Below are 22,816 nucleotides of genomic sequence, written 5' to 3'. Positions count from 1 at the left end.
GCCTAGCAGCAAGGCAAAGCAATTTGCCAGGACCCTCTGCATGGCAGTAGAGTAGCCTCAAGTCTTGCCTGTGAGGTCAGCATGTTGTCCATCCCGCCAGGGCTGCGCTCCCGTTGCTTCTGGGCAGGGATCCCCCTAGCCTGCTCTTTGGTTTTGGGGATCTGCTGGAGGGCTGCGGCTCCCTCTTCCACCCAGGATCTTTTCCCTCCCATCCCTACTCCGCCACCACCCCTGCCTTCTCCTAGCGGCACGCCTGGCCTTCCGCCCTGGTGGCCCCGTGAGCAACCGCTCCAGGAGAAAGGTTCTCCCTACACTGTGGTCTTGTCGGGCTTTTTGCAGGGGTTGGCTGCCTAAGGAGGGGCCCTCTCCCAGCAAGGGATCCTGCTCTGGACAGCCGAAGGCAAGCTGCTGGCCGAGCACCTCCTAGATCAACCCTTGCCGGTAGGAGCCTTGGATCAGTTGGCCCTCAGCCTGATGGCGCTAGAGACCTGGGGCCACGAGCATCGCTTTACACCACCGGCTATCGCTCCGGCCAGCGCCTGAAGGGAGACTTGGTTGTGGTGAGGGGCGGGGATCCCTATTTTCGGGAGGCCAATGTCGTCGAGCTGGCGCGCCACCTGCACGGCCTTGGCATTCGCCAGATTGACGGCGAGGTAAAGGTGGTGCCCCCCTTCCGCTTGCTGGGCCAGCCCGACGCTCTAGCTAGCGCCCGCCGGCTTACCGAACTCCTTCGGGATCCCCAACAGCCCTACCCTGTAGCCCTCGGCGGCTCTGGATCAACGCTAGAGGAACTGCCTGCTGAGCTCCATTGCCGGGTTAGCTATACCTCGCCGCCCTTGGGATCCCTGCTGCAGATTCTCAACAGCAACATCGACCGGGCCATGGCAGCAGCCCTGCTGGCGGAACTGGGAGGCCCAAAAGCCCTGGTGGAGTACCTGCGGCGGCGCTTGGTAACTGAGCCGGCTGCCCAGTTAGATCCCGCCCTCCTCCCCAGCGAAGCAGAGATTCGTCTAGAGGGGCAGGAACTGCATCTCTCCCCCCGTGCCCTGGCCCATCTGTGGCAGCATCTGCTGGCGGCCACAGACGAGAATCCAGCGCGGATCCTACCTGTAGCCGGCCTTGGCCACAGCCCCCTGCAGCTGCGCACCTTACCTCCCGGCACGGTCGCCCAGGTGGGATCTGCCCCCAATCGCCTGATGATGTTGGGACAGTTGCCGAATGGCACCTACTTCGTCTTGCTCAACCATGGGCCTGACCTGGGCAGCTTGCGCCAACACTAGGATCAGTTCCTGCACCAGCTGTTGCCTGTTGGGAAGTCTCTTGGCGGCTGAGGGCTTAGACGAGGGCTAGACGCAGTCGCCAGGGCAAAATGACCTGTAGCAGGGCTGCCAAGCATCTTGCAGCTAGCCGCTAGGGTGGGGGCGGATCAAGCCATAGCCACCGTGCTTGCGGACATAGAGGACGTTGATCTCGCCATTTTCGATGTTGCGGAACACGTAGAAGTCGTGATCCACCAGCTCCAACTGGTGCATCGCCTCCTCAACCGTCATGGGCGGCATGGCGAAATACTTGGTGCGCACTACCTCAGGGGGCAGCTCCGCTTGCCGATTCATATTCACAGGATTTGTGGGCGGCTGCTGGGCCACCGCCACTGAAGTTTTGGGAGAATGGCGGATGCGGTGAACGCCATTGCGCTCTTTGTACTTGCGCAGCTTGCGGGCTATTTTGTCGGCCACTCGGTCGATGCTGGCGTAAAGGTTTTCAGTACTTTCTTCCGCTCGAATGACAGTGCCGTTGGCGTAAACGGTAACTTCGGCAGATTGGTTGGCACTGATGCGGGGGTTGCGGGCTACCGACAGATTGACATCCACTTCGCTGGTGATCTGAGCAAAATGGCTAACAGCTCGCTCAATTTTTTCCTGAACGTAGCTGCGGATGGCATCGGTAATTTCGATGTTTTTTCCTTGGATCACAAGCTTCGCCATGGAAACTCTCCCGAGTGTGTCAGTCTACGCCTCAAGTGAGTGCCTAACCTTTGCAAGAAGCTTCCACACCCTCCCTGCCCGCCGACTGGCCAAAGGGGGCAATGAAAGTTGACTAAAGTGCGGCTTTTGCAAGGGCACTAACCTTTGGAGTTAAGTCTAGGTTAACACCTCACTCTTGGCTTTGAACTGGAGATTAAGGATAAATTTAGATTGCCTTAATTTTTGATTGATCCAACTTCCCTGCTGAATTCGGGAGACTAAACGACCGGAATTTTCCCTCTCCTGCCGAATTGCAGTCCACAACTTCCTTCTGGCTTTCCTAGCCAGCTAAGCGACTCCCTTATTTTTGCTTGGAACTGCCGTGCTACTTTATCCTATTATACAAGAAGCGACGTTGGCTGCCTTGTCTAAACTAGCTAAGCTAATAACCAAAGGAAGTGAAGAGATGTTGACTGAAGTTAAGCTTTCTATCAAGATCGGGATTCCACACCAATATTGGCGTCAGTAGGCCCAAAAAGTGGCCTTCGGCTTCTGGAGATTGCTCTCAAAGCAAGTTGGGGTGGAAAAGGGGGGGAGGTGGCAGGGATCCCGCTGAAAGTAGCTGAGCTGTTGGACAGAGCGGAAGCGGCCCTGGGGGAGCGGTTTCGGGCAGTAGACCAAGTTCTCAGGCAGAACCTAGCCCGGGTATTGCAAGCCTTCCGCGACCAGCAGGTGGGCTCCCATCACTTTGCCGGCGTATCGGGCTACGGCCACGACGACCAGGGGCGGGAGGTTTTGGACCGAGTGTTTGCCCAGATCATGGGCTGCGAGGCGGCGCTGGTGCGGCTGCAGATGGTCTCCGGCACCCACGCCATTGCCTGTGCTTTGTTTGGGGTGCTGCGCCCAGGGGATGAGCTGTTGGCCATCACTGGCCCCCCCTACGACACTCTGGAGGAGGTCATTGGGATAAGGGGGTCCGGCCGGGGATCCTTGCGGGAGTTCGGTGTTACCTATCGCCAGTTGGATCTGCGAGAAGGAGATGTCGATTGGCAGGCCTTGAAAACCGCCCTCAAGCCGCAAACACGCTTGGTTTACATCCAGCGCTCCTGTGGCTATGCCTGGCGACCCAGCTTCTCCATTGCCCAGATTGCCGAGATGATCCAGATGGTCAAGGCGCAAAACCCCGAAGTGGTGGTCTTGGTGGACAATTGCTACGGCGAGTTTGTGGAAACCCAAGAGCCCACCCACGTAGGCGCAGATTTGATTGCTGGATCCCTAATCAAAAACCCAGGTGGCACCCTGGCTCCAGCAGGGGGCTATGTGGCAGGGCGAGCCGAACTGGTGGAGAAAGCTGCCTGCCGGCTGACGGCACCGGGGATCGGCTCGGAAGGAGGAGCAACTTTCGATCTCAACCGCCTGCTGTTCCAAGGGCTGTTCTTAGCTCCGCAAATGGTGGCCGAGGCCGTCAAGATTGCTCACCTGGCCGCCCAGGTGTTCCATGACTTAGGCTATCCCGTCTCTCCGCTGCCCCAAGCACCCCGCACTGACATCATTCAGGCCATTCAACTGGGATCCCCACAGAAGCTGCAGGCCTTTTGCCGCGCCATCCAAAGCAGCTCCCCGGTAGATTCCTATCTCACCCCAATTCCAGAGGTGATGCCCGGCTACGCCGATCCAGTGGTGATGGCGGCGGGCACGTTTGTGGCCGGCAGCAGCGCGGAGCTCTCCGCCGATGGACCGCTGCGGGAGCCCTACATTGTCTATTTACAAGGAGGAACCCATCTCAGCCACGGGCGGCTGGCCCTAGAGGCTGTCTTGCAAGCTTGGGAGAAGCTGTGATGGCCGTTCCTGTCCCCCTGCTGGGGGGTAGAATTGAAATCCAGAGCCTCGATGGGGAAGTTGCCTCCTATTGCTCCACTGTTCCGCCGTTGGGGAGCCTGGCTAGCCTTTAGTTGGGTGGCCCTGACAGGTGGCTGCCAGCTATTAGACCTAGGGAGAGCCCCGCTGGCATCTGTCCTAGGAAGAGACAGCCAGACCCTAAGGGGAGTCCTCACAGCGGAGGACAAGGTTAGTCGCGCCTATGGCAGCTACTGGGATGGGATCCCTGTTGTGGCCAAGGCTGGGCAAATCCTGATTGCCGCCTTGGAGAGTGAAGAGTTTGACCCCTATCTGGAGCTGGTGGACGAGCAGGGACGGGTGATCGGCTTTGATGATGACTCGGGCCTAGATGTCAACGCCCTCTTGGCAGTGCGGCTGCCGCAGGAAGGCACCTACACCCTGCGGGCCACTAGTTTTGAGCCGGCTGCCAGCGGCTCCTACCGGCTGACTTATACCCTCACCCAGGGCAATTGGCAGCAAACGCTCTCGGGCCGTCTCCAGGAAGGATCCCTTCAGCACCCGGAAGATGGCAGTTGGATGGAGGAATACCCTATCACTGCTCGCCCTGGCCAAATCCTGGTCGCCTCCTTGACCAGCTCTGACTTCGATGCCTTCTTGCAACTGTTAGATCCGGAGGGGAAGGTGATGGCTTGGGATGACGACCAGGGTGGCGGCACCGATGCCCTGTTGATTGCCTTTTTGCCTCGCAGCGGCACGTACACCCTCCGAGCCAACACCTACAAGCCAAGACAGGAGGGGGCCTATGTATTGCAGTACTCCTTGCACTAGCCTCCCAGCCTGCTAAGCTTCTCCTGCTCCCTTTCTTCTTGCTAGTGTTTCGCAGCTGAAGGGAAAGGCAGATCCCAGGCTAGACTTAGTTTAGAATATCTTCAGGATTTAGCTTTAGCAATCCGGAGACGCCGATCCCAGCTTTCTTGATCCGGGCTGAGGATGGCAAAAGCCTGTTCCAAAGTTAATCGTCTGTAACGGAGGAGGTTCCTATGGCCATTTCCACGGGTCTTCCCAGCCCGCTGCCGCAGCAAGAAACTTCTCCGGAGCAAGGCAACGGCCTCAATTTGGCTCCTCGGCCTGCCAGTGCTGATCTACCGGCTGCTCAGGAGGGGGGAGAGAGGATCGGCCCGCCAGTGTTTCCCAGCCCTGTGAAGTTCAGCGAGATTGAGATCGACCAGCGACCAGTAGGGGCCTCCACCCTAAAGGTGGTGGATTACTTTGCGGATGGACGTCCAGTTGCGGCTGCCACGCTAAAAGTGGTCGATACCTGGGGCGAAGGGCGCCCAATAGTTGCCTCTGGCCTCAAATTCGTCCATGACCCCGCCCTCAACCGCCCAGTGATGGCAGGTGGTCTGAAGGTTGCCAAAACTTTTCTTGGCAACCGACCCATTGAAGCTAGCCCTCACAAAGGATCCGCGGGCGAGCCTGTGTGAGGCCAGATTGCGGCGGCAAGGATGGAGATCCTGGCAACCTTAGTGGCCTTGCTGGCCGCCTTGGGGGCAGGGGCAGGCTGTTGGGCAGAGCAGGCAGCGCGCCAAATGCTCCTAACCCAGCTGGATAAAGCAGAGGTTTTGGAGGTACGCATCCAGAGCCAGCCTAACTACCGCCTACTCAATGGCCAGGCGGAGCGCCTTCTAGTTGCCGGGCGGGGGCTGTACCGGGCACCCTTTCCGCGCCTGGAGCTTCTGGAGCTGGAAACCGACCCAGTCGCTATCGACCCTGCTTTTTTCCAAGGAGCTCCTTTGCGGCTGAGACAGCCCCTGCAAGCAGCATTTCAGGTCGTGGTTCGTCAGGAGGACCTCAATGCTGCTCTCAACTCGCCTGAGGTGCTCAGGCAGTTTCAGCGGATCCAGGCAGATCTGCCCTTGGGGGGGGGCGGGAACGAACCCCGCTATTTTGAACTGCGCCAGCCGCGCGCCAAGTTTTTGGAGCCTGACCGCCTCCAACTTGCCGCTCTCTTGGTGGAGAAAGACGGCAGCAGGGAGCAGGCAGTTGAGGTAGTGTTCAACGCCGGGATCCAGGTGGAAGAGGGACGCAGGTTGCGGCTTCAGGAGCCAGAGTTTGCCATCGGCTCGGTGCGGGTTCCTGACGAGATCACCCAGGCGTTCTTGGGAGGACTCAGCAAGGTGTTTGACCTGCAAGAGCTGGAAGAGCTGGGGATCCAGGTGCGGGTACTGAAGCTGAAGATAGCCGCTGACCAAATGCAGGTCATTGGGTTTGTGCGGGTTGAGAGCTTGGAGGCGCTGACGGGATCCTAGCGGGGATCCCTGGCCAGAGGGGTTTGCTCTTGTAGGGGCAAAAAGCCCAAGGGTCCTCGGTGGAGGCATCTGAGCACTGAGGCTAGACAATCCAGGCTTGGTGAGAACACCCCCAGAAGGGAAAACATTGACCAATGCCTATCCCCCAGGCTTGGGGCGTGTCTACCCGCCGAGATGGGCTGATGGCCTCGGTTCCTGCCAGGCTTGCGGGGCTCTTGCTGCTACGGCCTTGTCAGACTGCAGCAGCGGAAGGCGGCTCCTCGTTTTCTGATGGGGAAGCCTGGGAGCAGCCTAGAACCTAAACCTGCCTTGGCAAATTCGGTTTCTTTTCGGGTATACTTTCGCTATACTCGTCTCATCCGTCAGATTTCGAGTTCCTTGCTCTGGAAATGACCTGGCGCGCTACCTTTTTTGGCTACTTTACCTTTCCCTGGCGGCAACCAGGGCGGAAGGGTGGCGCGTAAACTCAGAAGCTAAGTTTACTCGAGTCCGTCCTGAAGCCCTGGGCCTAGAGCCAGGGCTTTTTTGATGGCTCGGTGGTTGAATCCCTCACTTGCATTGCAGCAATAAGGACGACGGTGCTATGCCCCCCCAAACCGACAACTGCAACATTCAAGAGGTAACTCCCTTGATTACCCCTGCTGCTGTCAAAGCCAAGCTGCCCCTCACGGAAAGGGCCGCCCAGGTGGTGCTCTCCACACGGCAGGCCATCCGCGACATCATCCACGGACGGGATCTCCATCGCTTGGTGGTAATTGTTGGACCCTGCTCCATCCACGATCCGGAAGCGGCGCTAGAGTACGCCCACCGCCTCAAGCGGGTGGCCGACCGAACCCGCGAGCACCTGGTGATTGTGATGCGCACCTATTTTGAGAAGCCCCGCACCACGGTGGGCTGGAAGGGCCTCATTAACGATCCCCACCTGGATGGCTCCTGCGATATCGCCACCGGCTTGCAACTGGCCCGTTCCATCCTGCTGCAGATCAACGAGCTGGGCTTGCCCTGCGCCACAGAGATGCTGGATCCAGTGACTCCTCAGTACACAGCTGATCTGGTGAGCTGGGCGGCCATCGGCGCTAGAACCATTGAAAGCCAGACCCACCGGGAAATGGCCAGCGGCCTCTCCATGCCCGTGGGCTTCAAGAACGGCACTGACGGGCGGCTGGAGATTGCCCTCAACGCTATCGTGTCCGCTAGCCACCCCCACAGTTTTCTGGGCATTGGCCAAGACGGCATGACGGCTTTGGTAAAAACCACCGGCAACCCCGACCGGCATATCGTGTTGCGGGGGGGCGGCGGCAAGACCAACTACGGGCCGGAAGATGTGGCGCGGGCGGCTTTGCTAATGAAGGATCAAGGGATCCCGCGCTCAGTGATGGTGGATTGCTCTCACGACAACTCCCACAAAGACTACCGCCGGCAGGGATCCGTCTGTCGAGCAGTGCTGCGGCAATACCAGGAAGGGCAGCGGGCTTTGATGGGACTCATGCTCGAGAGCAACCTCAAGCCGGGCAAGCAAACTTGGCAGAAGGGGGTACCGCTCCAGTACGGCGTCTCCATCACTGACGGCTGCATCGGCTGGGAGGAGACGGAGGAGCTCCTGGAGGAAATGGCGGCAACTGTGGCAGGAAAGACCTTGGCCCTAAGCCACTAAATGCCCCAGCCTTGTCCAGGGCTGTCTAAGCAGGGAGAGGGGCAACGCTAAGATCCAATTGTCCCTCTTCCCAAGCCCCTGGCGGAGAAGGGGCAGAGAAACTGTTCTTGACAAAACTTTTTTGCGCTTTTCTCGAACCTGTGGTTACCCTCCAACTGGCTTCCCCTACCTCTGCGGCCTGGATCGATCAGGCCATTCGTCACTTCGACCTCGTCTTGTTAGACCACGCCAACTGCGAGAAAAAAGCGGCGGGTAACGCCCTCAGTCTCCTCTTCCGCTACCCAGCCAACGGGCAGCTGGTGGAAGCTCTGTCGCCGCTGGCGCGGGAGGAGCTGCAGCATTTTGAGCGAGTCCATCGCCATCTGCAGCGGCTGGGGATCCTGCTTAGGCCTTTGCCAGCGGCTCCCTACGCCAGCCGCCTCAACCAGCACCTGCGCCGCCATGAGCCAGAGCATCTTCTGGATGCACTGCTAGTGGCCGCCATTATCGAAGCTCGCAGCCACGAACGCCTGGGCCTGCTGGGAATTCACCTCCCCGATCCCGAGTTGCGGCAGTTTTACCTCTGGCTGGCAGCGGCTGAAGAACGGCACTGGCAGTTGTATCTGGATCTGGCCCTGGCGCAGTTCCCTGCCGACCAGGTGCAGGAGCGTCTGGACACCCTGCTGCAAGTAGAAGCCGAGATCCTCTCTACCCTCCACCCCGAGCCTCGTGTCCACAGCTAGATCCAGTTCCAAGCAACACGGCAGCAGCTGGCCAGTTCCCCAGTTTGGAAGCCAGCTTCCAGAGTGATCCCAGCACCCTAGAGGACGACCACATCGACCTGGAGTGGCTTATCTGGCCCACGGTGCCCGGCGGCATTGGCTGCGTCAGTTTACAGAGCCGATCACTGCTGGGGTATTTGCGGGTGAGTCACCCTTGGTTTGAGGTGAGCAAGCCGACGCGCCAGTTGATCCAAGATCCCGCCCTCTGGGTGGCAGCCAGTTTAGCCTGGGTGAGGGGAATCGGCAACAGTTGGAAGTTGGTACTCCAGAGGCTGCCTAAACTAGAATGAATGCAACCTCCACCCTCAGGATCCTGCCAGCAGTAAGATAAGACGAGGATCTCAACTAGCCAGCACCCCTTTCTGCAGGGAGGGGGGTGGAAAGCCAGGTCGGCTCCTGCCTGAGTCATGCTGTTTAAATACACCCACCTCTTGCTGTTGTCCCTCCAGGGAGCCGCTGTGCAAATGAGACCCACATAATTCACAACGATTTTCAGGGCATTTTAGGATCCCCAATATTTGTACTACAGCCCTACAAGTTGCCACCATCTATCACAGCAACAGGGTTTAATCCCAAGCGCCTGCATGCAGCTCCAGAACATTGACAGTGCTGGGCAGGCGTTCTGAGAGAGATCTCCCATGAACCGAGGGTTTCTGGCTCTTTTCTAGTGCCCTCGACAAGTCTATTGGTCTACAGTCGCTTTGAGCAAGATCTAGAGCCTTCGCTGCTGCGCCTCGACTCAGTCTTTTTCCCAAAAAAGGTGAAAAGATATGGCTTTTTTTAGCGATGCTTACTCGGTTCAAAAAGAGCATCGACCCAGAGGATAAATCTTGCTTGTAGAGACAACCACGTCTCATTGTTCATGCGCAGCAGAAAAAAGACATACAAGCCCAATATGAACAAGACACACCAGTTTCCTAGGCTTTTGTAGGTTTGGACAATCTGGCTTTCGCTCCAACCAAACTCATAAACCAGGCGGTTCATATCCCCGACGGCATCTCCTTGGCCGCCTAGTAGGGTTCCCCAAGGAATTGGGGCTAACCCTTGCTGAATAAGATGCCACTGCCAAAAGCTTTTGCAGAGGCTGCTGGCTGCAACTCCAAGAAACACAAAGCGCCAAAAGTCCCATCGCCAGCGATCCGGAAAGCGAAAGTAAAAGCTGGCCATTAAGAAGGTACTCAGATAAAACTCGCCGCCAACACCGCCAAAGACAAACAGCATTTCCTTAGTGCGATCGGGCATCAGCCAGGTCATATAGAACTGCAATACGGCAAGAAGAATAGTTAGCACCTGTAGCCATCGAATCCGTTCTCTTTGGGCTGACCAAAACAGCAGAACTAGCAAAAAGAGGATCCCAAGGTAAACAAATGGTTCTTCTTCTGAGCTAATGCTGGTCCAGCCGAAAGGCAGGGGCAAAGCTCGATGGCCACTCCACCAGGCAATTGTGGCATGGCCAAACTCATGAATCCAGATGTGCAAAGGCAAATGCAACAACTGCAATAAGTCGATGTTGTTTACCATCAGGGCCACCACAAATGCAACGGGGTAAGCCCAGATATTCACCAGCAAATTCTCGAAGGAAAACCGATCCCAGCGCTGCTGGGAGCCTATTCTTAGTCTGCGCCGCCAGAGCAACTGGGAGCCGAGGAAAGCACAAATTTCCACTTGTTCCAGCCGTGGGATCCGCAGCTGCTTCAACATTAGAAAAAGCCGGGCGGTCACCACTTGAGAGGAGGGTTGTCCGGGAAGGGATCCCAGCAGGTAGATGTGCAGGGTGTTATCAGCAAAGCGAACTTGTGCAGGCCACTTTTGCCGCAGCAGCTCCAAGCGGACAACCTGCACAATCGCTTGACTATTACCGGCGCGGGCCAGAGAGAGGGGATCAGGTGGGCCTGTCATTCATTACTTGGCGAAATCTCAGGGGAAGGATCCCCACTATCCTCAGCTAGCTCCGCCGGCAGCAGCAAGAGGGCGCTCCCTTCAGGTCGCCTTGGGGGGAGGTTGGTATAGTTGAGGGCAGCAGGTAGGCAGAGTGGGTGGAGGATATGCCTGACTTGGACAAGCAGGGGATAAATCCCAGGCCGTCTAGGCAGAGCTCCCTTTGGGGAGCAATGCTGCTGTGGGGCCTAGCCGGAGCGGGTCTATTTTCCCCCTTGCCCGTTCAAGCCCAACTGACTACCGTTACCGGTCTGTCTCGCATTGACCGCTGGCACTACGACCCGCAGCGGGGATGGCTGGAGGTCAACACCCAAGGAGAGGTGCGGCCTTTTCTGTTTGTGCTGCAAAACCCTCCTAGGGTGGTTTTGGATTTTCCCAACACCCTTTTTGGACGCGAGCCCCAAAGCCAGGCCTTTCCAGGGCGAGTTACCTCGCTGGAGATCAAACAGCTCACCCCGACCATCACTCGCTTTGTCCTCCACCTGCAGCCAGACCAGCCCCTTAGCCTTGACCAACTGCAACTCCTTACCGCCGGCCCTTCCCGCTGGGCTGTTCAGTTCCTCCAACCTGAGCAACCCTCGCCCGCTGCCTCGCTATTTCCTCCTTCCCCTGCTTCCCAAGAGCCCACCGCCTCGTCCCTGCCCCCATCCTCAGGGCCGCCCCCCCGCCCTGAAGCCAGCCCACTCCCTCCTCCTGCAAGCTCCCGTTCCAGCCATCAGATCTTGGCCATCTCTCCCCAGGCGGAGGGCTTTTTCATTCGCACCCAGGGCAACCCTTCCACCACGGTGCGGCGCCTCTTCGATCCAAATCGGGTGGTTGTGGATTTTCTCAACACCACCCTTAGTCCTGCCCTCACCCAGCGGGTCTATCCTGTCAACCGCTTGGGGGTTTTGCGGCTGCGTGTTGGGCAATTCGAGCCTACGATTGCCCGCGTGGTGTTGGATGTGGATCCTTCCAGTGGGGATTGGGAGGCCCGCTACGACCCACAGCAGGGAGGAATCTGGATCCAGCCTGCTGGGGGTGCTGCCCAGGCCAGCCTTTTGCCTGATATCAGCCTAACCGAGGCCCAAGGGCCGCTAGCCACCTTGCGCTCTGTGGAACTGCGGGGAAATCAGCTCATCATCAGCGCCGATGGGTTTATGTTCTACCGGGCTGGCTGGGATCCCGAAAGCGGCAGCTACCGCATCAACGTGGCACCGGCGCGCCTGCCCGAGTCCTTGCCGGATCCCGGCTTGCCGGTCGGGGGACCGGTGCAGCGGATCCGCCTTGTGCAGGAAGATGCCCGCACGGTCAGCATTCTGGTGCAGCCCGCCGAGGACTTCAATGTCTTTGAGCCCAATCCCGGCCAGGGATCCCGCCGCATCACTTTGGAGTTGCGTCCTCTAGGCGCTCCTTTTCCCACATCCCAGCCGCAGCCGCCTGCCCAGGCTTCCCGTCCTCGCCAAAGCCGGCCGGTTATTGCCCTTGATCCAGGCCACGGGGGACGGGATCCCGGTGCTGTTGGGGTAGATGGGATCTTGGAGAAGGACATTGTGCTCCTTGTTGCCCACCAGGTCCGACACCTGCTGCAGGAGCGGGGCTATGAGGTGGTGATGACCCGCACCGACGACCGTGAGGTGTTGCTGCGGCCGCGGGTGGATATAGCCGTGCAGGCCAACGCCACGCTGTTGGTGAGCATCCACGCCAACGCTCTGGATCGCTCCAGCGTCCACGGCATCGAGACCTACTACCTACGGCCGGATAGCGCCGAGCTAGCAGCAATCTTGCACCGCAGCCTGGTGCGAGCTACTGGCGCTGCGGATCGGGGGGTGCGACGGGCCCGCTTTTTCATGGTGCGGGAAACGCCCGTGGGCATGCCCTCGGTGCTGCTGGAGCTGGGGTATGTTACCAGCCCCACGGAAGGGCGAAAGTTGGCCACCCCCGAATACCAGGCCATTTTGGCGCGGGCCATTGCCGAGGGCATCGAGACCTTCTTGCGCAACCGCTAGAGCGTGCCACCCGTCTCAAGGCAGGGTAGGATACAGCAGCTTAGGCCAAGGTAGTGAGGGAGGAAGGAGCATGCGTTGGGGGTGGACAAGAGAGCCAGATCCCAGTTGGCCAATTGGGGTGTTTGACAGTGGCCTGGGGGGGCTCACCGTTTGGCGGGCCCTGCGGCGGCAATTGCCCCAAGAGCGCCTTGTCTATTTTGCCGATACGGCGCGGCTGCCCTATGGGGATCGCTCGCCTGAGGAGATCTTGACCTTCGTGCGCCAGATCCTGCGCTGGATGCAGGCGCAGCCGGTGAAAGTCGTGGTGATGGCCTGCAACACCAGCTCGGCGCTGGCCCTAGAGCAAGTGCAGCAGGAGTTTGCCCTACCCATCCTTGGCCTCATCCTGCCCGGCGCCCAGGCGGCCTTGGCCCAAGGATCCCGCATTGGGGTCATTGCCACGGCGGCTACGGTTAAAAGCCGCGCCTACTCCAAGGCCATCCGTGAGTACAGCGCCCTGGATCCCAAGCGCTTTCCCCAGCCTGTCCACTGCTGGGAGCAGGCCTGCCCGGCGTTTGTTCCCCTCATCGAAGCCGGTCAGTTGAACAGCCTCGAGCTGCAGCAGGCCGCCAAACGCTACTTACAGCCGCTTCTACGGCAGGGGATCGACACCCTTGTCTACGGCTGCACCCACTATCCTCTCCTTGATCCCCTGCTGAAGTCTCTGCTGCCCCCTTCGGTCAAGCGGGTGGATCCCAGCGTGGCCCTGGTGCGCTCGCTAGCCCGTGAACTCGGCCTCTGGGGTCTCCGCCGGCCCCCAACAGCCCTCCGCGACGAACCGCACCGCTTCTATGTCAGCGGGGATCCAGAGCGCTTTGCCCAGTTGGCCACCCCTTGGCTGGGCTTTCGACCTCAGGTGGAACAGGTAGAGTTGCCAGCCCTAGACGTCAACAACTTCCGCCGAACCTAGACAAGAACAGCCATCTGCTCGAGAACGCCGGCGGAATAGGCCTATCTCCCTTCGCGCCAGCGGTGAACCTCAGCCCAAACACGGGTAGGCAAGCCCCAAATGTAGATAAAGCCTTCGGCAGCGCGATGGTCGAATTGATCCCCTTCCCCGTAGGTGGCCAGCTCTGGGTTGTAGAGGGAGTAAGGGGAACGGCGGCCCACGCAGACCGCTTGGCCCTTGTGCAGACGCATCCGCACGACGCCGGTGACGCTTTTCTGGGTGGTGCGGACAAAGGCGTCAAGAGCCTCCCGCAGCGGCGAATACCAAAGGCCGTTGTAGATCAACTGGCTGTAGGTGGTCTCGATGCCGTACTTGTAGTGGAGGACCTCGCGGGGAAGGGTGAGGCTTTCCAGCTCGCGGTGGGCTTGAATGAGCACAGTTAGAGCGGGGCACTCGTAGATCTCGCGCGACTTAATCCCCACCAGCCGATCCTCAATCATGTCGATGCGGCCCACGCCGTGGCTGCCGGCCAAGGCATTGAGCCGCTCAAAGAGGACTCGGGGGCCAAGGCGCTGCCCGTCCAGCTCCACTGGGATCCCCTCTTCAAAGGCAATCTCCACATAGGCGGGTTCGTCGGGGGTTTGAGAAAGAGGCCGGGTGAGGGCATACACTTCCTCCGGCGGCTCTTGGTCGGCGTCCTCCAGGATCCCGGCTTCGACGCTGCGGCCTAGAATGTTGAGGTCGATGCTGTAGGGGCTGGACTTCTGCACCGGCATGGGGATCCCGTAGCGCTCCCCATAGGCAATGGTCTCCTCGCGGGTCATGCCCCACTCGCGCGCTGGGGCCAGCACCTTTAGCCTAGGGTTTAGGGCGGCAATGGCCAGGTCGAAGCGCACTTGGTCGTTGCCTTTGCCGGTGCAGCCGTGGGCCACCGCGTCGGCACCCACTTCCTCTGCCACCTCCACCAGGAGCTTGGCAATCAGGGGTCGGGCTAGGGCAGTGGAGAGAGGGTAGCGCTGTTCGTAGAGGGCGTTGGCCTGGAGGGCGGGGAAGGCATAGTCGGTAATTAGGGTCTGGACAGCCTCCCGCACCAGCGATTGCTCTGCCCCTGCCCTAAGGGCCTTGGCCTGGATGGCCTCCAGCTCTGCTCCTTGCCCCAGATCCACCGCCAGGGTAACCACCGATTCCACCCCCCACTCGTGTTTGAGGTAGGGGATACAGACGGAGGTGTCAACGCCGCCGGAGTAGGCCAAAACCACCTTCTTTGCCCGTCCCATGGTGCTGTGGATCCCTGTTGGAGACAAGTTGCTAGCCCATTATGCCCTGTAGCTTGCCCAGTCTGACCCCTGGGGGCAGCTTGTCGAGTATTCTCCTCATAGGCTTGGGATCGCTGTCTAAGCAGGTGTTGGCGCAGCGTGGGGGGTGGGGCTCAAGTGAGCAAGGCCAGCAGAGGGATCCGAGCAGCGCAGCGGAGACTTAGCCAGAAACGAGCTCTGGGACTGGGGATCCTGTCGCTGCTGAGCTTTGTGGCCGGGGCAGGGTTTGCCGCCCTCTCCCAGCCGGAAGGGGGATCCCCGCCAGAGCTGCCCCGTTTTACCGCCCACGGCTGGCCCCTGCTGGATCCCCTGCCGCAGCCGGAGGAGATCTGGGAGTGCGAGCTGGTGGTGGTGGGCGGATCTCTGGGGGGCGTGGCAGCGGCAGGCCAAGCCATGCGGGGGGGCGTGCAAACCTGCCTCATCGAGCTCACTCCCTGGCTAGGGGGGCAGATCACTTCCCAAGGGGTATCGGCCCTCGATGAGTCTCTCCTCATGCGGCAGCGGGGCAATTTTTCCCGCCACTGGCTGGAGTTTAAGGCCCTCATTGAAAGCCAGCCGGTGCATCTCCCGTCCTGGACAGGGATCCCGCCCGGCACCCGCGTGGCCGAGATCAACAGTTGCTGGGTAGGGAGCTTGTGTTTTCCGCCCCAGGCAGGTCTGCAGGCGGTGGATACCTGGCTGCGGCAGGCAGCTCAGCATGCTCCCCAGAGTCGCTGGGCCACCCAGACGGCTTTTAAGGGGGCCACCTTCAGCGCCGACGGCTCCCGGATTGAGAGCATTTATGCTGTGCAGCGACAACCACGGGATCCCAACTTCGTGCCGCCAGGACGGCTGTGGCGCGAATTGGTGAGCTGGTATAGCTGGCAGGAGACGGAAGTGTTTGCCAAACGGGTGCTGCGGCTGCAGGCACCGCCAGGCCGTCCCTTCTTCGTCATCGACGCCACCGATACCGGCGAGCTGGTGGGCTGGGCTGGCATCCCCTACCGGCTGGGCTCGGAAGGGCGGGATCTAACCGGAGAGCCCAATGCCGCCCCGGCCAGCAACCCGGAGTGTACCCAGGCCTTTACCTTTCCCTTTGTGCTAGCCATCCACGACGATGGCGGCCGCTCCCGCGCCGAGCTGGCCCAGCTGCAGCCGGGCTACTCCCGCGCCGAACACCGCCGCCAGTTTGACCTGGAGGGCTTTCCCACCTTCAGCGGTCGGAGCTTTTTCAACTATCGCCGCATCGTCAGCAAGGGCCGCACGGATCCCTTCTACGGCACCCCGCTCCCCGGAGATCTGACCCTGGTGAACTGGAACCGCGGCAACGACTGGGGGCTGATGAACCCGCCCCTGATCCTGACCGAAGAGCGGCTGGTGGCCTCGGGGCAGCGCCACAACTGGCTGGGGGGGCTGGACGTCTCCGCCCTCAAAGATGGAGAAAACCACGCCCTGCTGTTTGCCGAGTGGCTGATGGAAACCCAATCCCGGCCCGGCTATCCCCTCTCCCTGGTGTTTGCCGAAGACTCCTTGCTGGGCACCCGCTCTGGCCTCAGCCTCTACCCCTACATCCGAGAGGGGCGGCGCATCCTGGGGAGAGCTGCCTACGGCCAGGCGGAATTCATGATACTGGAGCAGGACATCCGGGTTGGCGCCAGCGGAGGGCGGGATTTCAGACCCACCGTTGTCGGGATCACCCACTACGCCATCGACATGCACGGCTGTCGCTACCGCAACTGGGAGCCCTCCCGGTCGGCCAGCTCCGCGCCGGTCAGCGAGTTTTCCGTTCGCCCCATTCTCATTCCCTTGGAAGCTTTGATCCCGCAGAAGGTGGATAACCTGCTTATCGGCGGCAAAGGGATCGCCGTCAGCCACATTGTTAACGCCGCTACCCGCACCCACTACGGGGAGTGGACCATCGGCTCGGCAGCTGGGCTCATCGTGGCCTGGTTGCGTAGCCAGGATCCCAGCTTGACCCCGGCCCAAATCGTGCCGCAGGGCAAGATGGCCGATTTGCAGCGCTACCTGATCTCTCGCGGACAGCGACTGCACTGGTAGGCCGCTGCTGCCGTCTTACCCCTCTGCGCTGGAAGGCACCCTTCCGCCATAGCGCCGCTGCCGCCACCACACCAGCAGGGGGCTGGCGATAAAGATGCTGGAATAGACCCCCAAGCTAAAGCCGATGAGCAAAGCAATCGCAAACCCCTTCAACGTGGCCCCGCCAAAAATGGCAATGGCCACCAGGGGCAGCATCGTCGTCAGGGTGGTGTTTAGGGAGCGGGCAAAAGTTTGGTTTAAAGACAGGTTCACCACCTCGGCAAAGCTGACCCGGCGGCTGACTAGACGCAGGTTCTCCCGGATGCGGTCGTAGATGACCACCGTGTCGTTGACGGAAAAGCCGATGATGGTTAGCAGCGCCACCACAAACAGGCTGTCCGCCTCCATGCCCACCGTCAGGCCCAAAAGGGCAAACAGCCCTGTGGTCAACACCACATCGTGCAGCAAGGCCACAATGGCAAACACTGCGTAATCCCACTGAAAGCGCAGGGCCAGATACACCACAATAAGCCCCAAGGAGATGAGCACGGCCACAAGTCCGGAGCGCAAGAGCAAACGCCCCACCGTCGGGCCCACCGTCTCCACCAGCCTGCGCTCAAAGGATCCCACCCGCCGCCGCAGCGTGTCTTCCACGGCCAGGCGCTCTTGCTCCGTCAAAGGGGGCATGCGGATCAGGGCTTCCTGGCCCGTCTGGGTGTCCAGTTGGATGATGCTGGTTCCCAAACCATGTTCCTGCAGCGCCCGCCGCAGCTCGTCGGTGGTGACAGGCCGCTCAAAACGCAGATCCAGCAAGGTGCCGCCGGCAAAATCCAGCCCCAGCCGCAGGGGGGTTCCTAGAGAGGCCAGAGAAAAAGCCATGCTGGCCAGCCCCACCAGCAAGACCGCCAAGGAAAGGGTAAACCAGAGCTTGCTGCGCCCGACGATGTCGAAGCGGTAGTCGAGCAACCGCGAGGATCCGCCTGCTGGCTCTTGCGCGGTCATGGTTGGGCCGCCTCCATGCGAACGCCGTAGAGTTCAGGTTTGCGCAGGGCAGGGATCCCCATTGCCGCCAACAGCAGGGTGCGGGTGCAGGTGATGGCCGTAAAGAAGCTTACCGAAACGCCAATAGCCAGGGTTACGGCGAAACCTTTCACCAGCCCCATCCCCAACCAAAAGAGCACGCCACAGACCAAAAGGGTGGTGACGTTGCTGTCGAGAATGCTGCTAAAGGCGCGGCTAAACCCTTCCGAGATGGACTTGTAGATGGACTTGCCCGCCCGCAGCTCCTCTTTGATGCGCTCAAAGATTAGCACATTGGCGTCCACCGCCATGCCAATGCTGAGAATGAAGCCAGCGGCTCCTGGCAGGGTCATGGTCACCCCCAGCAGTTGGAACAAAGCAAACGTACAGAGGGCATAGATGAGGAGAGCGATGTCGGCAATGAGTCCCGGCAGGCGGTAGTAGGCCACCATGAACACAAACACCAGCACCAGGCCGCCGATACCGGCATAGAGGCTGCGGCGCACACTTTCTTCTCCTAGGGTGGCCCCGACGGTGCGGTTTTCAATCACCTGAATTGGAACCGGCAGCGCCCCCGCTTTGAGCTTTATCGCTAGGTCGGTGGCAGTTTCCACCGTGAAATTGCCTGTGATCACCGCCGTTCCGCCGGTAATGCCAGTGCGGGCAAACTCCGGCCCCACGATCGGGGCGCTGATGAGCACCTCGTCCAGAAAAATCCCCAAGGGGCGACCCGTGCCAGCCAGCTCTCGGGTGACCTGGGCAAACTTCTCAGCCCCCTCCGGCTTAAACTCTAGCAGCACTTCCCAGCTCTGGGAGCCGCGGCGAGGGGCCTGGGGATAGGCGTTGCGCAGCAGATCCCCGGTGAGGCCGATCCCTTCAAACAAGGCTTCGGGGTTCTCTCCGGCTGTTACCTCCCCCTGTTCGTTGCGGGGCAGGGCGCTAACCGGAACTAGGCCCTTGCGAAATTCCAACTGGGCTGTGTCGCCCAAAAGAGCAACCGCCCGATCCGGATCTGCTACCCCAGGCAGTTGCACGAATAGACGATCCCGGCCACTGATTTGAATCAAAGGCTCAGTCACCCCCAGGCCGTTGATCCGCTGCTGGATAACAGCCTCCACTCCCTGCATCACTTCGGGAGTAATCTCAGGCACCTCCTGCGTCGGCAGAGCTTGCAGGGTAAGCTGCGTCCCGCCTTTGAGGTCAAGGCCGAGGCGAACTTCTCGGCTAAAGCCCAAGTAGGTGAGAGCCACTACCACTGCTAGGATAAAGACTAGGCCGCGCAGGAGGGCAAGCCGATTGAGCCACGAAGCTAGGGATCTAGCCATACTGCCTAGTTAAGCGAGGAACACAGCCGCACTGGTCGGCAGGCCCAAAGTTTTGTAACGCTTTGAACTTCTCGATTTTACCCCAGACGGACTTAGTTGACGCTAGAAGCTGTTGCCAGGGGCAGGCAGTGTCCCAGATCTGCAAGGGAGGAGAAGTGAAGGTGAATTGGCGACGAACTTGCCCAGTGGCGGCGTTGCTTTCTATGCTCACCTTCTGCGGATCCCCTGCCTGGGCGGGAGAGTACTTCACGGAAGAGGTGACTCGCCCCAGCGTAGAAGTTATCCATGGCTGGCGAGAGGTGGTGTCCGGCACTCGGGTTACCATCACCAACACCAGTCCGGGCTCCTTTCGGGTGCCCCTGGAAATTGAGCTGGCGGATCGGGCTAGCTGTGATCGGGCTGACCTGGTGCTGACCAACAAGAGCACCTTGCCGCTGGGATCTTTTCGAGATTGCATCCTTAACCTCTTTCCCTATCTGGACAAGTTCATCAACCAGGAGGTTGCCAGCATCCGGGTTACCCTAAAAGGGCCAAACCCCCTCCTGGAGATCCCTCTGAGCGAAGCGGATCGGCTGATCCTGGCCCAGGTGGCCAACCAATCGCGGGAAGCCTTTGTCTTCTTTCAGCAGGAGCTGGCCCGCGTTTTGGAGCTCTTGAAGCAGCAAGGCGCCACCCCCCAACCCTCTGCCCCTGCAAGCCCAACGCCTGCGGCATCCGGACCCAACCCGGGCGAGTTGGTGATTGTGGGATCAATCCGCGAAGAGCGGGTAGGGGCTGGCAGTCGCCTGAGTGTGGAGGCCATCAACCGCAGCAACCGCACCGTCCTCAACGCCCGCGCCCGTTTTACCTTCTACCGTGGCGGAGAAGTCGTCGATACGCGCGTGGCCGCCTTTGAGCCCAGCAATGTACCTCCTGGCCAGAAAGCTTCTGCCAGCGTGCTGAAAACGGACGCCAACTGGGATCGGGTTACTGTTACCTTCCAGTGGCAGTAAAGCTCCCTCAGGGAGCCAGGGCGTTGCCCCGCAGCAAGCTGCCCAGAGTTTTAACGGTAATCTTGAACTGCACCCAGGGGCTCATCGGCACCACCGTCTTATAGAGGTAGCTGGCAAAGGTTAGCCGCTGCACATCCCGGTCGGCGCACATCTCGACAAAAGCTTCGCGGGTGGCGTTGGAGCGGTAGAACACCCGCTGCAGAATGTCCAAGACTTTGTAGGTCAGGCCGTACTGGCGATCCCAGCGCTGGAGATAGAGCTTGAGATCCTCTTCTGTGGGGATACGCTTCCCGCCGTTGGAAGTTTCAACAATAGCCTCGGCGCACATGCGGCCCGACTTGGCAGCAAAGTAAATCCCTTCGCCGCTTGCCTTGGTTACGTATCCTGCTGCGTCTCCTACCAACGCGGCCCGGCCCACTACGCGGCGCGGACGGGGATGCTCTGGAATGGGATGGGCCTCCACCTTGATCACCTGGCCCCCACGGATCCGGTCAGCAGCGCGGGCGCGGATCCCGGCTTGCAACTTTTGGATTTGGGCTTGGTTGGCCCTCATCGTGCCGGTACCCACCGCCACATGGTCGCACTTGGGAAACACCCAGGCATAAAAGTCGGGCGAGACATCGTCTCCCACGTACATCTCTGCCCGCTCAGCATAGTAGGCCATTTTGTCCTCGGGGAGGCGAATGCGCTCCTGAAAAGCCAGGGCATAGTTGTAGTCCCCGGCACCAATGGCCTCTGCCACCTTCGAGTGGAACCCATCCGCCCCAATCACCACATCCACCGCCAGCGAGCGAGGTGCCCCCTGCTGCGCGTTGCCGGAAAAGTCGATGTAGTGCAAGACGTAGGGATCCTGGCCATTTTTGGGGACTTCCAGGTGCATCACCTTGCCGTGAATGAGCTCTGCCCCTCTTTGACGGGCGCGGTTGCGCAAGAAAGCGTCAAGGACTTCGCGGCGGCACATGCCAATGTACTCGCCTTCATTTTCGAGGGCAATGTCCACCTCGTAATTGGAGGGCGAGATCATCTTCATCTTGCGCACCTTGCGGTCGATGATCTCCTCCGGCAGGTCGAACTCCGAAACCATACAGAGGGGAATAGCGCCTCCGCAGGGTTTGGCGTTGTCCAGCTTCCGCTCAAACAAAAAGGTCTCGATCCCGGCTTGAGCCAGAACCTCGGCTGCAGAAGCCCCTGCTGGCCCGCCCCCCACCACGGCAACTCTCAGGCTCAAGGCGCCCTCCTTTTTCTTTTTTCCAATTCCTAGGACTTCCCAAAAGGGAAGCTAGCCTGCAGCATACAGGAGTGCAGCAACAGGTACGGGTGCTGCGGTCTCTTGTCTACCCCCATTAAACCCGGGTGGGGCAAGGAATGCAAGGAACCCAAGAAGAGCTCTGGTGAGGAGGCCCTGTGGCGCAAGGCGAACTCTGCGGCTTGGGCGGATTGACCGTGGGGCTAGGGATCTCCTCTAGTCCTTGATTCACCGGACAATTGGCCACTTTGTGGCACAACTAACCCTCTGCCTTGACGTAGATGGGCTGAGCTAGTAGGCTAGCAGGTAATCTTCTTGAGTAGGCGTTTTGCCTAGGCTAAAGTTGGCTCCGTCTTTAGCCTGTGTGCCTTCTAAGGGCAAGGAGCACCTACCTGCAGCTTGCGGGGAAGTTACGCCTGTGGAGATCCCTCTGGCGGGGTGGTAGGGGTGGACTCTGCCACTAGCCACGGGTCGCTGAAGCAGGAAGAAAGCCTCAACCCCGAGCGAAAGTCTGCTTTTGCCCGGGGTCGTATAAGTCTTTCAGAGCGGCTCCAGGTGGATGGTGACCCGCACCGGCCCGTAGCGCTCCTGCAGCAGGCGTTCCACCGCTTCAGTGAGGCGATGGGCCGACTCAACGTCCAGTGGCTCCACCACCATGTGCATTTCGATGAAGATCATCCGCCCTGGGATGCCGCGGGAGGTGATGTCGTGGCAGTCGAGGATGCCAGGCAAGCTGAGAACCAGCTCCCGCAATGTTTTAGGCGGAATGGCCGCCCGGTCGGTTAAAACGGGAATGTTTTCCTGCAGCACTTCCCAGGCGCTCCAGAACACCAGCAGCCCCACCGGCACAGCCAGCACCTGATCCAGCCAGGGGATCCTCCAGTAGTGGATCCCGGCTAGACCCAGCAATACCGTCAGGGTTACCCAGACATCGCTGAGGGTATGGCGGGCATCGGCCAAGAGCAGTGAGCTAGCCAGAGCCTTGCCCCAGGAGCGCTCATAGAAGGCTACGAAGAGGTTGATCCCCAGCACCCCCAGCTTAGCGTCAAGGTCAACCCGTCGGTCTGGAGCTGGGGAGGCAGGGGCTTGAAAAACCGTCCCACCGCTGCGCTGAGGATCTCGAAGCTAGCCATGGCCAAAAGGGCAGCGATCCCCAGGGCACCGATTGCCTCAAACTTGCTGCGGCCATAGGGATGTTCCTCATCCGGCTCTGGCGAGGAAAAGTGGACCGCCACCAGGGCAAGGAGGTTGCTGGCGCTGTCGGTAACACTGTGCAGGGCATCGGCCACCAAGCTTAGGGATCCCGTCGCCAGCCCCAGGGTTAACTTGATGGCAAACACCAGGCTATTTAGCCCCAACGTAACGTACAGCACCCTCTGCACCTGGCGCTGACGGCGGCTGGCTATGGCGGCAGAGCTGGGCCAGCTCACTGCTGGGGAGCCTCAGGCGGAAGTCCGTTAGCCTCATTTTGCCACTAACCTCCTCCTAGGAGCCGACTTTATAAGGGGATAGGTAATCCC

At 60.0% G+C, this 22,816-nt stretch carries 20 protein-coding genes; 12 read left to right on the top strand and 8 right to left on the bottom strand.

The genetic code is table 11. From position 1 onward, the window contains the following. Positions 1-557: 557 nt before the first annotated feature. Positions 558-1,280 carry a hypothetical protein gene (locus NW804_RS01075; RefSeq protein ID WP_414422674.1) on the top strand — a complete coding sequence of 241 codons (723 nt, stop codon included), beginning with the start codon at positions 558-560 and terminating at the stop codon, positions 1,278-1,280. Between the two features lie 123 nt (positions 1,281-1,403). Here the strand turns inward: NW804_RS01075 and hpf are convergent, their stop codons facing one another. Further along, entirely contained in the window at positions 1,404-1,985 is a 582-nt protein-coding gene (hpf, locus tag NW804_RS01070) for a ribosome hibernation-promoting factor, HPF/YfiA family (RefSeq protein ID WP_414410291.1), read from the bottom strand. 576 nt (positions 1,986-2,561) lie between these two features. Here hpf and NW804_RS01065 point away from each other — a divergent pair. The 7 genes from NW804_RS01065 to NW804_RS01035 all read left to right on the top strand — a co-directional run bounded on the left by NW804_RS01065 (position 2,562) and on the right by NW804_RS01035 (position 8,817). Beyond that, positions 2,562-3,803 (top strand): aminotransferase class I/II-fold pyridoxal phosphate-dependent enzyme, encoded by a 1,242-nt coding sequence (locus NW804_RS01065; RefSeq protein WP_414410292.1) that lies wholly within the window; start codon positions 2,562-2,564, stop codon positions 3,801-3,803. 51 nt (positions 3,804-3,854) lie between these two features. Further along, positions 3,855-4,631, top strand: a complete 777-nt coding sequence (locus NW804_RS01060) for a hypothetical protein (RefSeq protein WP_414422641.1) — start codon at positions 3,855-3,857, stop codon at positions 4,629-4,631. A gap of 212 nt (positions 4,632-4,843) precedes the next feature. Then, positions 4,844-5,287 carry a hypothetical protein gene (locus tag NW804_RS01055; protein ID WP_414410294.1) on the top strand — a complete coding sequence of 148 codons (444 nt, stop codon included), beginning with the start codon at positions 4,844-4,846 and terminating at the stop codon, positions 5,285-5,287. A 21-nt stretch (positions 5,288-5,308) separates the two neighbouring features. After that, positions 5,309-6,112, top strand: a complete 804-nt coding sequence (locus NW804_RS01050; protein WP_414422640.1) for a DUF2993 domain-containing protein — start codon at positions 5,309-5,311, stop codon at positions 6,110-6,112. 583 nt (positions 6,113-6,695) lie between these two features. Next, on the top strand, positions 6,696-7,766 hold the full coding sequence (locus tag NW804_RS01045; protein ID WP_414404844.1) for a 3-deoxy-7-phosphoheptulonate synthase: 1,071 nt from the start codon (positions 6,696-6,698) through the stop codon (positions 7,764-7,766). Between the two features lie 107 nt (positions 7,767-7,873). Next, the gene (locus NW804_RS01040; RefSeq protein ID WP_414422639.1) at positions 7,874-8,488 is read left to right on the top strand and encodes a tRNA-(ms[2]io[6]A)-hydroxylase; all 615 of its coding nucleotides are present in this window, start codon (positions 7,874-7,876) and stop codon (positions 8,486-8,488) included. Positions 8,489-8,532: 44 nt separating this feature from the next. Then, positions 8,533-8,817: a hypothetical protein gene (locus tag NW804_RS01035; protein WP_414410297.1), complete on the top strand. Its 285-nt coding sequence runs from the start codon at positions 8,533-8,535 to the stop codon at positions 8,815-8,817. Positions 8,818-9,307: 490 nt separating this feature from the next. On the opposite strand, the gene NW804_RS01030 is transcribed toward NW804_RS01035, so the two are convergent. Continuing rightward, positions 9,308-10,426, bottom strand: coding sequence for a hypothetical protein (locus tag NW804_RS01030; protein ID WP_414422638.1), 1,119 nt, complete (start codon positions 10,424-10,426; stop codon positions 9,308-9,310). Positions 10,427-10,638: 212 nt separating this feature from the next. Between NW804_RS01030 and NW804_RS01025 the strand changes: the two genes are divergently transcribed. Continuing rightward, positions 10,639-12,453, top strand: coding sequence for an N-acetylmuramoyl-L-alanine amidase (locus tag NW804_RS01025; RefSeq protein WP_414422637.1), 1,815 nt, complete (start codon positions 10,639-10,641; stop codon positions 12,451-12,453). Between the two features lie 70 nt (positions 12,454-12,523). Further along, entirely contained in the window at positions 12,524-13,402 is an 879-nt protein-coding gene (murI, locus tag NW804_RS01020; RefSeq protein ID WP_414422636.1) for a glutamate racemase, read from the top strand. Positions 13,403-13,443: 41 nt separating this feature from the next. Here murI and NW804_RS01015 read toward each other — a convergent pair whose 3' ends face one another. Next, a complete protein-coding gene (locus tag NW804_RS01015) occupies positions 13,444-14,658 on the bottom strand; it encodes an argininosuccinate synthase (RefSeq protein WP_414394184.1) in 1,215 nt (404 codons plus the stop codon). 156 nt (positions 14,659-14,814) lie between these two features. Here NW804_RS01015 and NW804_RS01010 point away from each other — a divergent pair, with 156 nt between their 5' ends. Then, complete coding sequence (locus NW804_RS01010; RefSeq protein WP_414422635.1) at positions 14,815-16,734, top strand: FAD-dependent oxidoreductase; 1,920 nt, start codon at positions 14,815-14,817, stop codon at positions 16,732-16,734. Between the two features lie 15 nt (positions 16,735-16,749). Here the strand turns inward: NW804_RS01010 and secF are convergent, their stop codons facing one another. Both secF and secD read right to left on the bottom strand, forming a co-directional pair. Continuing rightward, positions 16,750-17,715, bottom strand: coding sequence for a protein translocase subunit SecF (secF, locus tag NW804_RS01005; RefSeq protein WP_414422634.1), 966 nt, complete (start codon positions 17,713-17,715; stop codon positions 16,750-16,752). Continuing rightward, a complete protein-coding gene (gene secD, locus NW804_RS01000; RefSeq protein ID WP_414410302.1) occupies positions 17,712-19,058 on the bottom strand; it encodes a protein translocase subunit SecD in 1,347 nt (448 codons plus the stop codon). Before secD ends, secF begins: the two co-directional genes overlap by 4 nt. A gap of 161 nt (positions 19,059-19,219) precedes the next feature. On the opposite strand from secD, the gene NW804_RS00995 reads away from it, so the two are divergent. Continuing rightward, on the top strand, positions 19,220-20,050 hold the full coding sequence (locus NW804_RS00995; protein ID WP_414420487.1) for a hypothetical protein: 831 nt from the start codon (positions 19,220-19,222) through the stop codon (positions 20,048-20,050). 7 nt (positions 20,051-20,057) lie between these two features. Here the strand turns inward: NW804_RS00995 and chlP are convergent, their stop codons facing one another. The 3 genes from chlP to NW804_RS00980 form a co-directional block, all read right to left on the bottom strand. Further along, a complete protein-coding gene (chlP, locus tag NW804_RS00990) occupies positions 20,058-21,278 on the bottom strand; it encodes a geranylgeranyl reductase (RefSeq protein ID WP_414422633.1) in 1,221 nt (406 codons plus the stop codon). A gap of 558 nt (positions 21,279-21,836) precedes the next feature. Then, the gene (locus NW804_RS00985; protein ID WP_414422632.1) at positions 21,837-22,328 is read right to left on the bottom strand and encodes a cation diffusion facilitator family transporter; all 492 of its coding nucleotides are present in this window, start codon (positions 22,326-22,328) and stop codon (positions 21,837-21,839) included. Beyond that, positions 22,304-22,726, bottom strand: coding sequence for a cation diffusion facilitator family transporter (locus NW804_RS00980; RefSeq protein ID WP_414422631.1), 423 nt, complete (start codon positions 22,724-22,726; stop codon positions 22,304-22,306). The genes NW804_RS00985 and NW804_RS00980 overlap by 25 nt, the downstream gene beginning before the upstream one ends. Positions 22,727-22,816: the final 90 nt, after the last annotated feature.

The organism is Synechococcus sp. WC10meta, assembly GCF_047461475.1.
The sequence above is the reverse complement of the archived record's forward strand: the minus strand, read 5'-3'. Positions and strand labels throughout refer to the sequence as shown.

What these genes read in the sequence shown, in the direction of transcription:
- hpf (WP_414410291.1), bottom strand. Translation starts at nt 1,985, where the DNA reads ATGGCGAAGCTTGTGATCCAAGGAAAAAACATCGAAATTACCGATGCC.
- NW804_RS01060 (WP_414422641.1), top strand. Translation starts at nt 3,855, where the DNA reads ATGGGGAAGTTGCCTCCTATTGCTCCACTGTTCCGCCGTTGGGGAGCC.
- NW804_RS01055 (WP_414410294.1), top strand. Translation starts at nt 4,844, where the DNA reads ATGGCCATTTCCACGGGTCTTCCCAGCCCGCTGCCGCAGCAAGAAACT.
- NW804_RS01050 (WP_414422640.1), top strand. Translation starts at nt 5,309, where the DNA reads ATGGAGATCCTGGCAACCTTAGTGGCCTTGCTGGCCGCCTTGGGGGCA.
- NW804_RS01045 (WP_414404844.1), top strand. Translation starts at nt 6,696, where the DNA reads ATGCCCCCCCAAACCGACAACTGCAACATTCAAGAGGTAACTCCCTTG.
- NW804_RS01030 (WP_414422638.1), bottom strand. Translation starts at nt 10,426, where the DNA reads ATGACAGGCCCACCTGATCCCCTCTCTCTGGCCCGCGCCGGTAATAGT.
- NW804_RS01025 (WP_414422637.1), top strand. Translation starts at nt 10,639, where the DNA reads ATGCTGCTGTGGGGCCTAGCCGGAGCGGGTCTATTTTCCCCCTTGCCC.
- murI (WP_414422636.1), top strand. Translation starts at nt 12,524, where the DNA reads ATGCGTTGGGGGTGGACAAGAGAGCCAGATCCCAGTTGGCCAATTGGG.
- NW804_RS01015 (WP_414394184.1), bottom strand. Translation starts at nt 14,658, where the DNA reads ATGGGACGGGCAAAGAAGGTGGTTTTGGCCTACTCCGGCGGCGTTGAC.
- secF (WP_414422634.1), bottom strand. Translation starts at nt 17,715, where the DNA reads ATGACCGCGCAAGAGCCAGCAGGCGGATCCTCGCGGTTGCTCGACTAC.
- secD (WP_414410302.1), bottom strand. Translation starts at nt 19,058, where the DNA reads ATGGCTAGATCCCTAGCTTCGTGGCTCAATCGGCTTGCCCTCCTGCGC.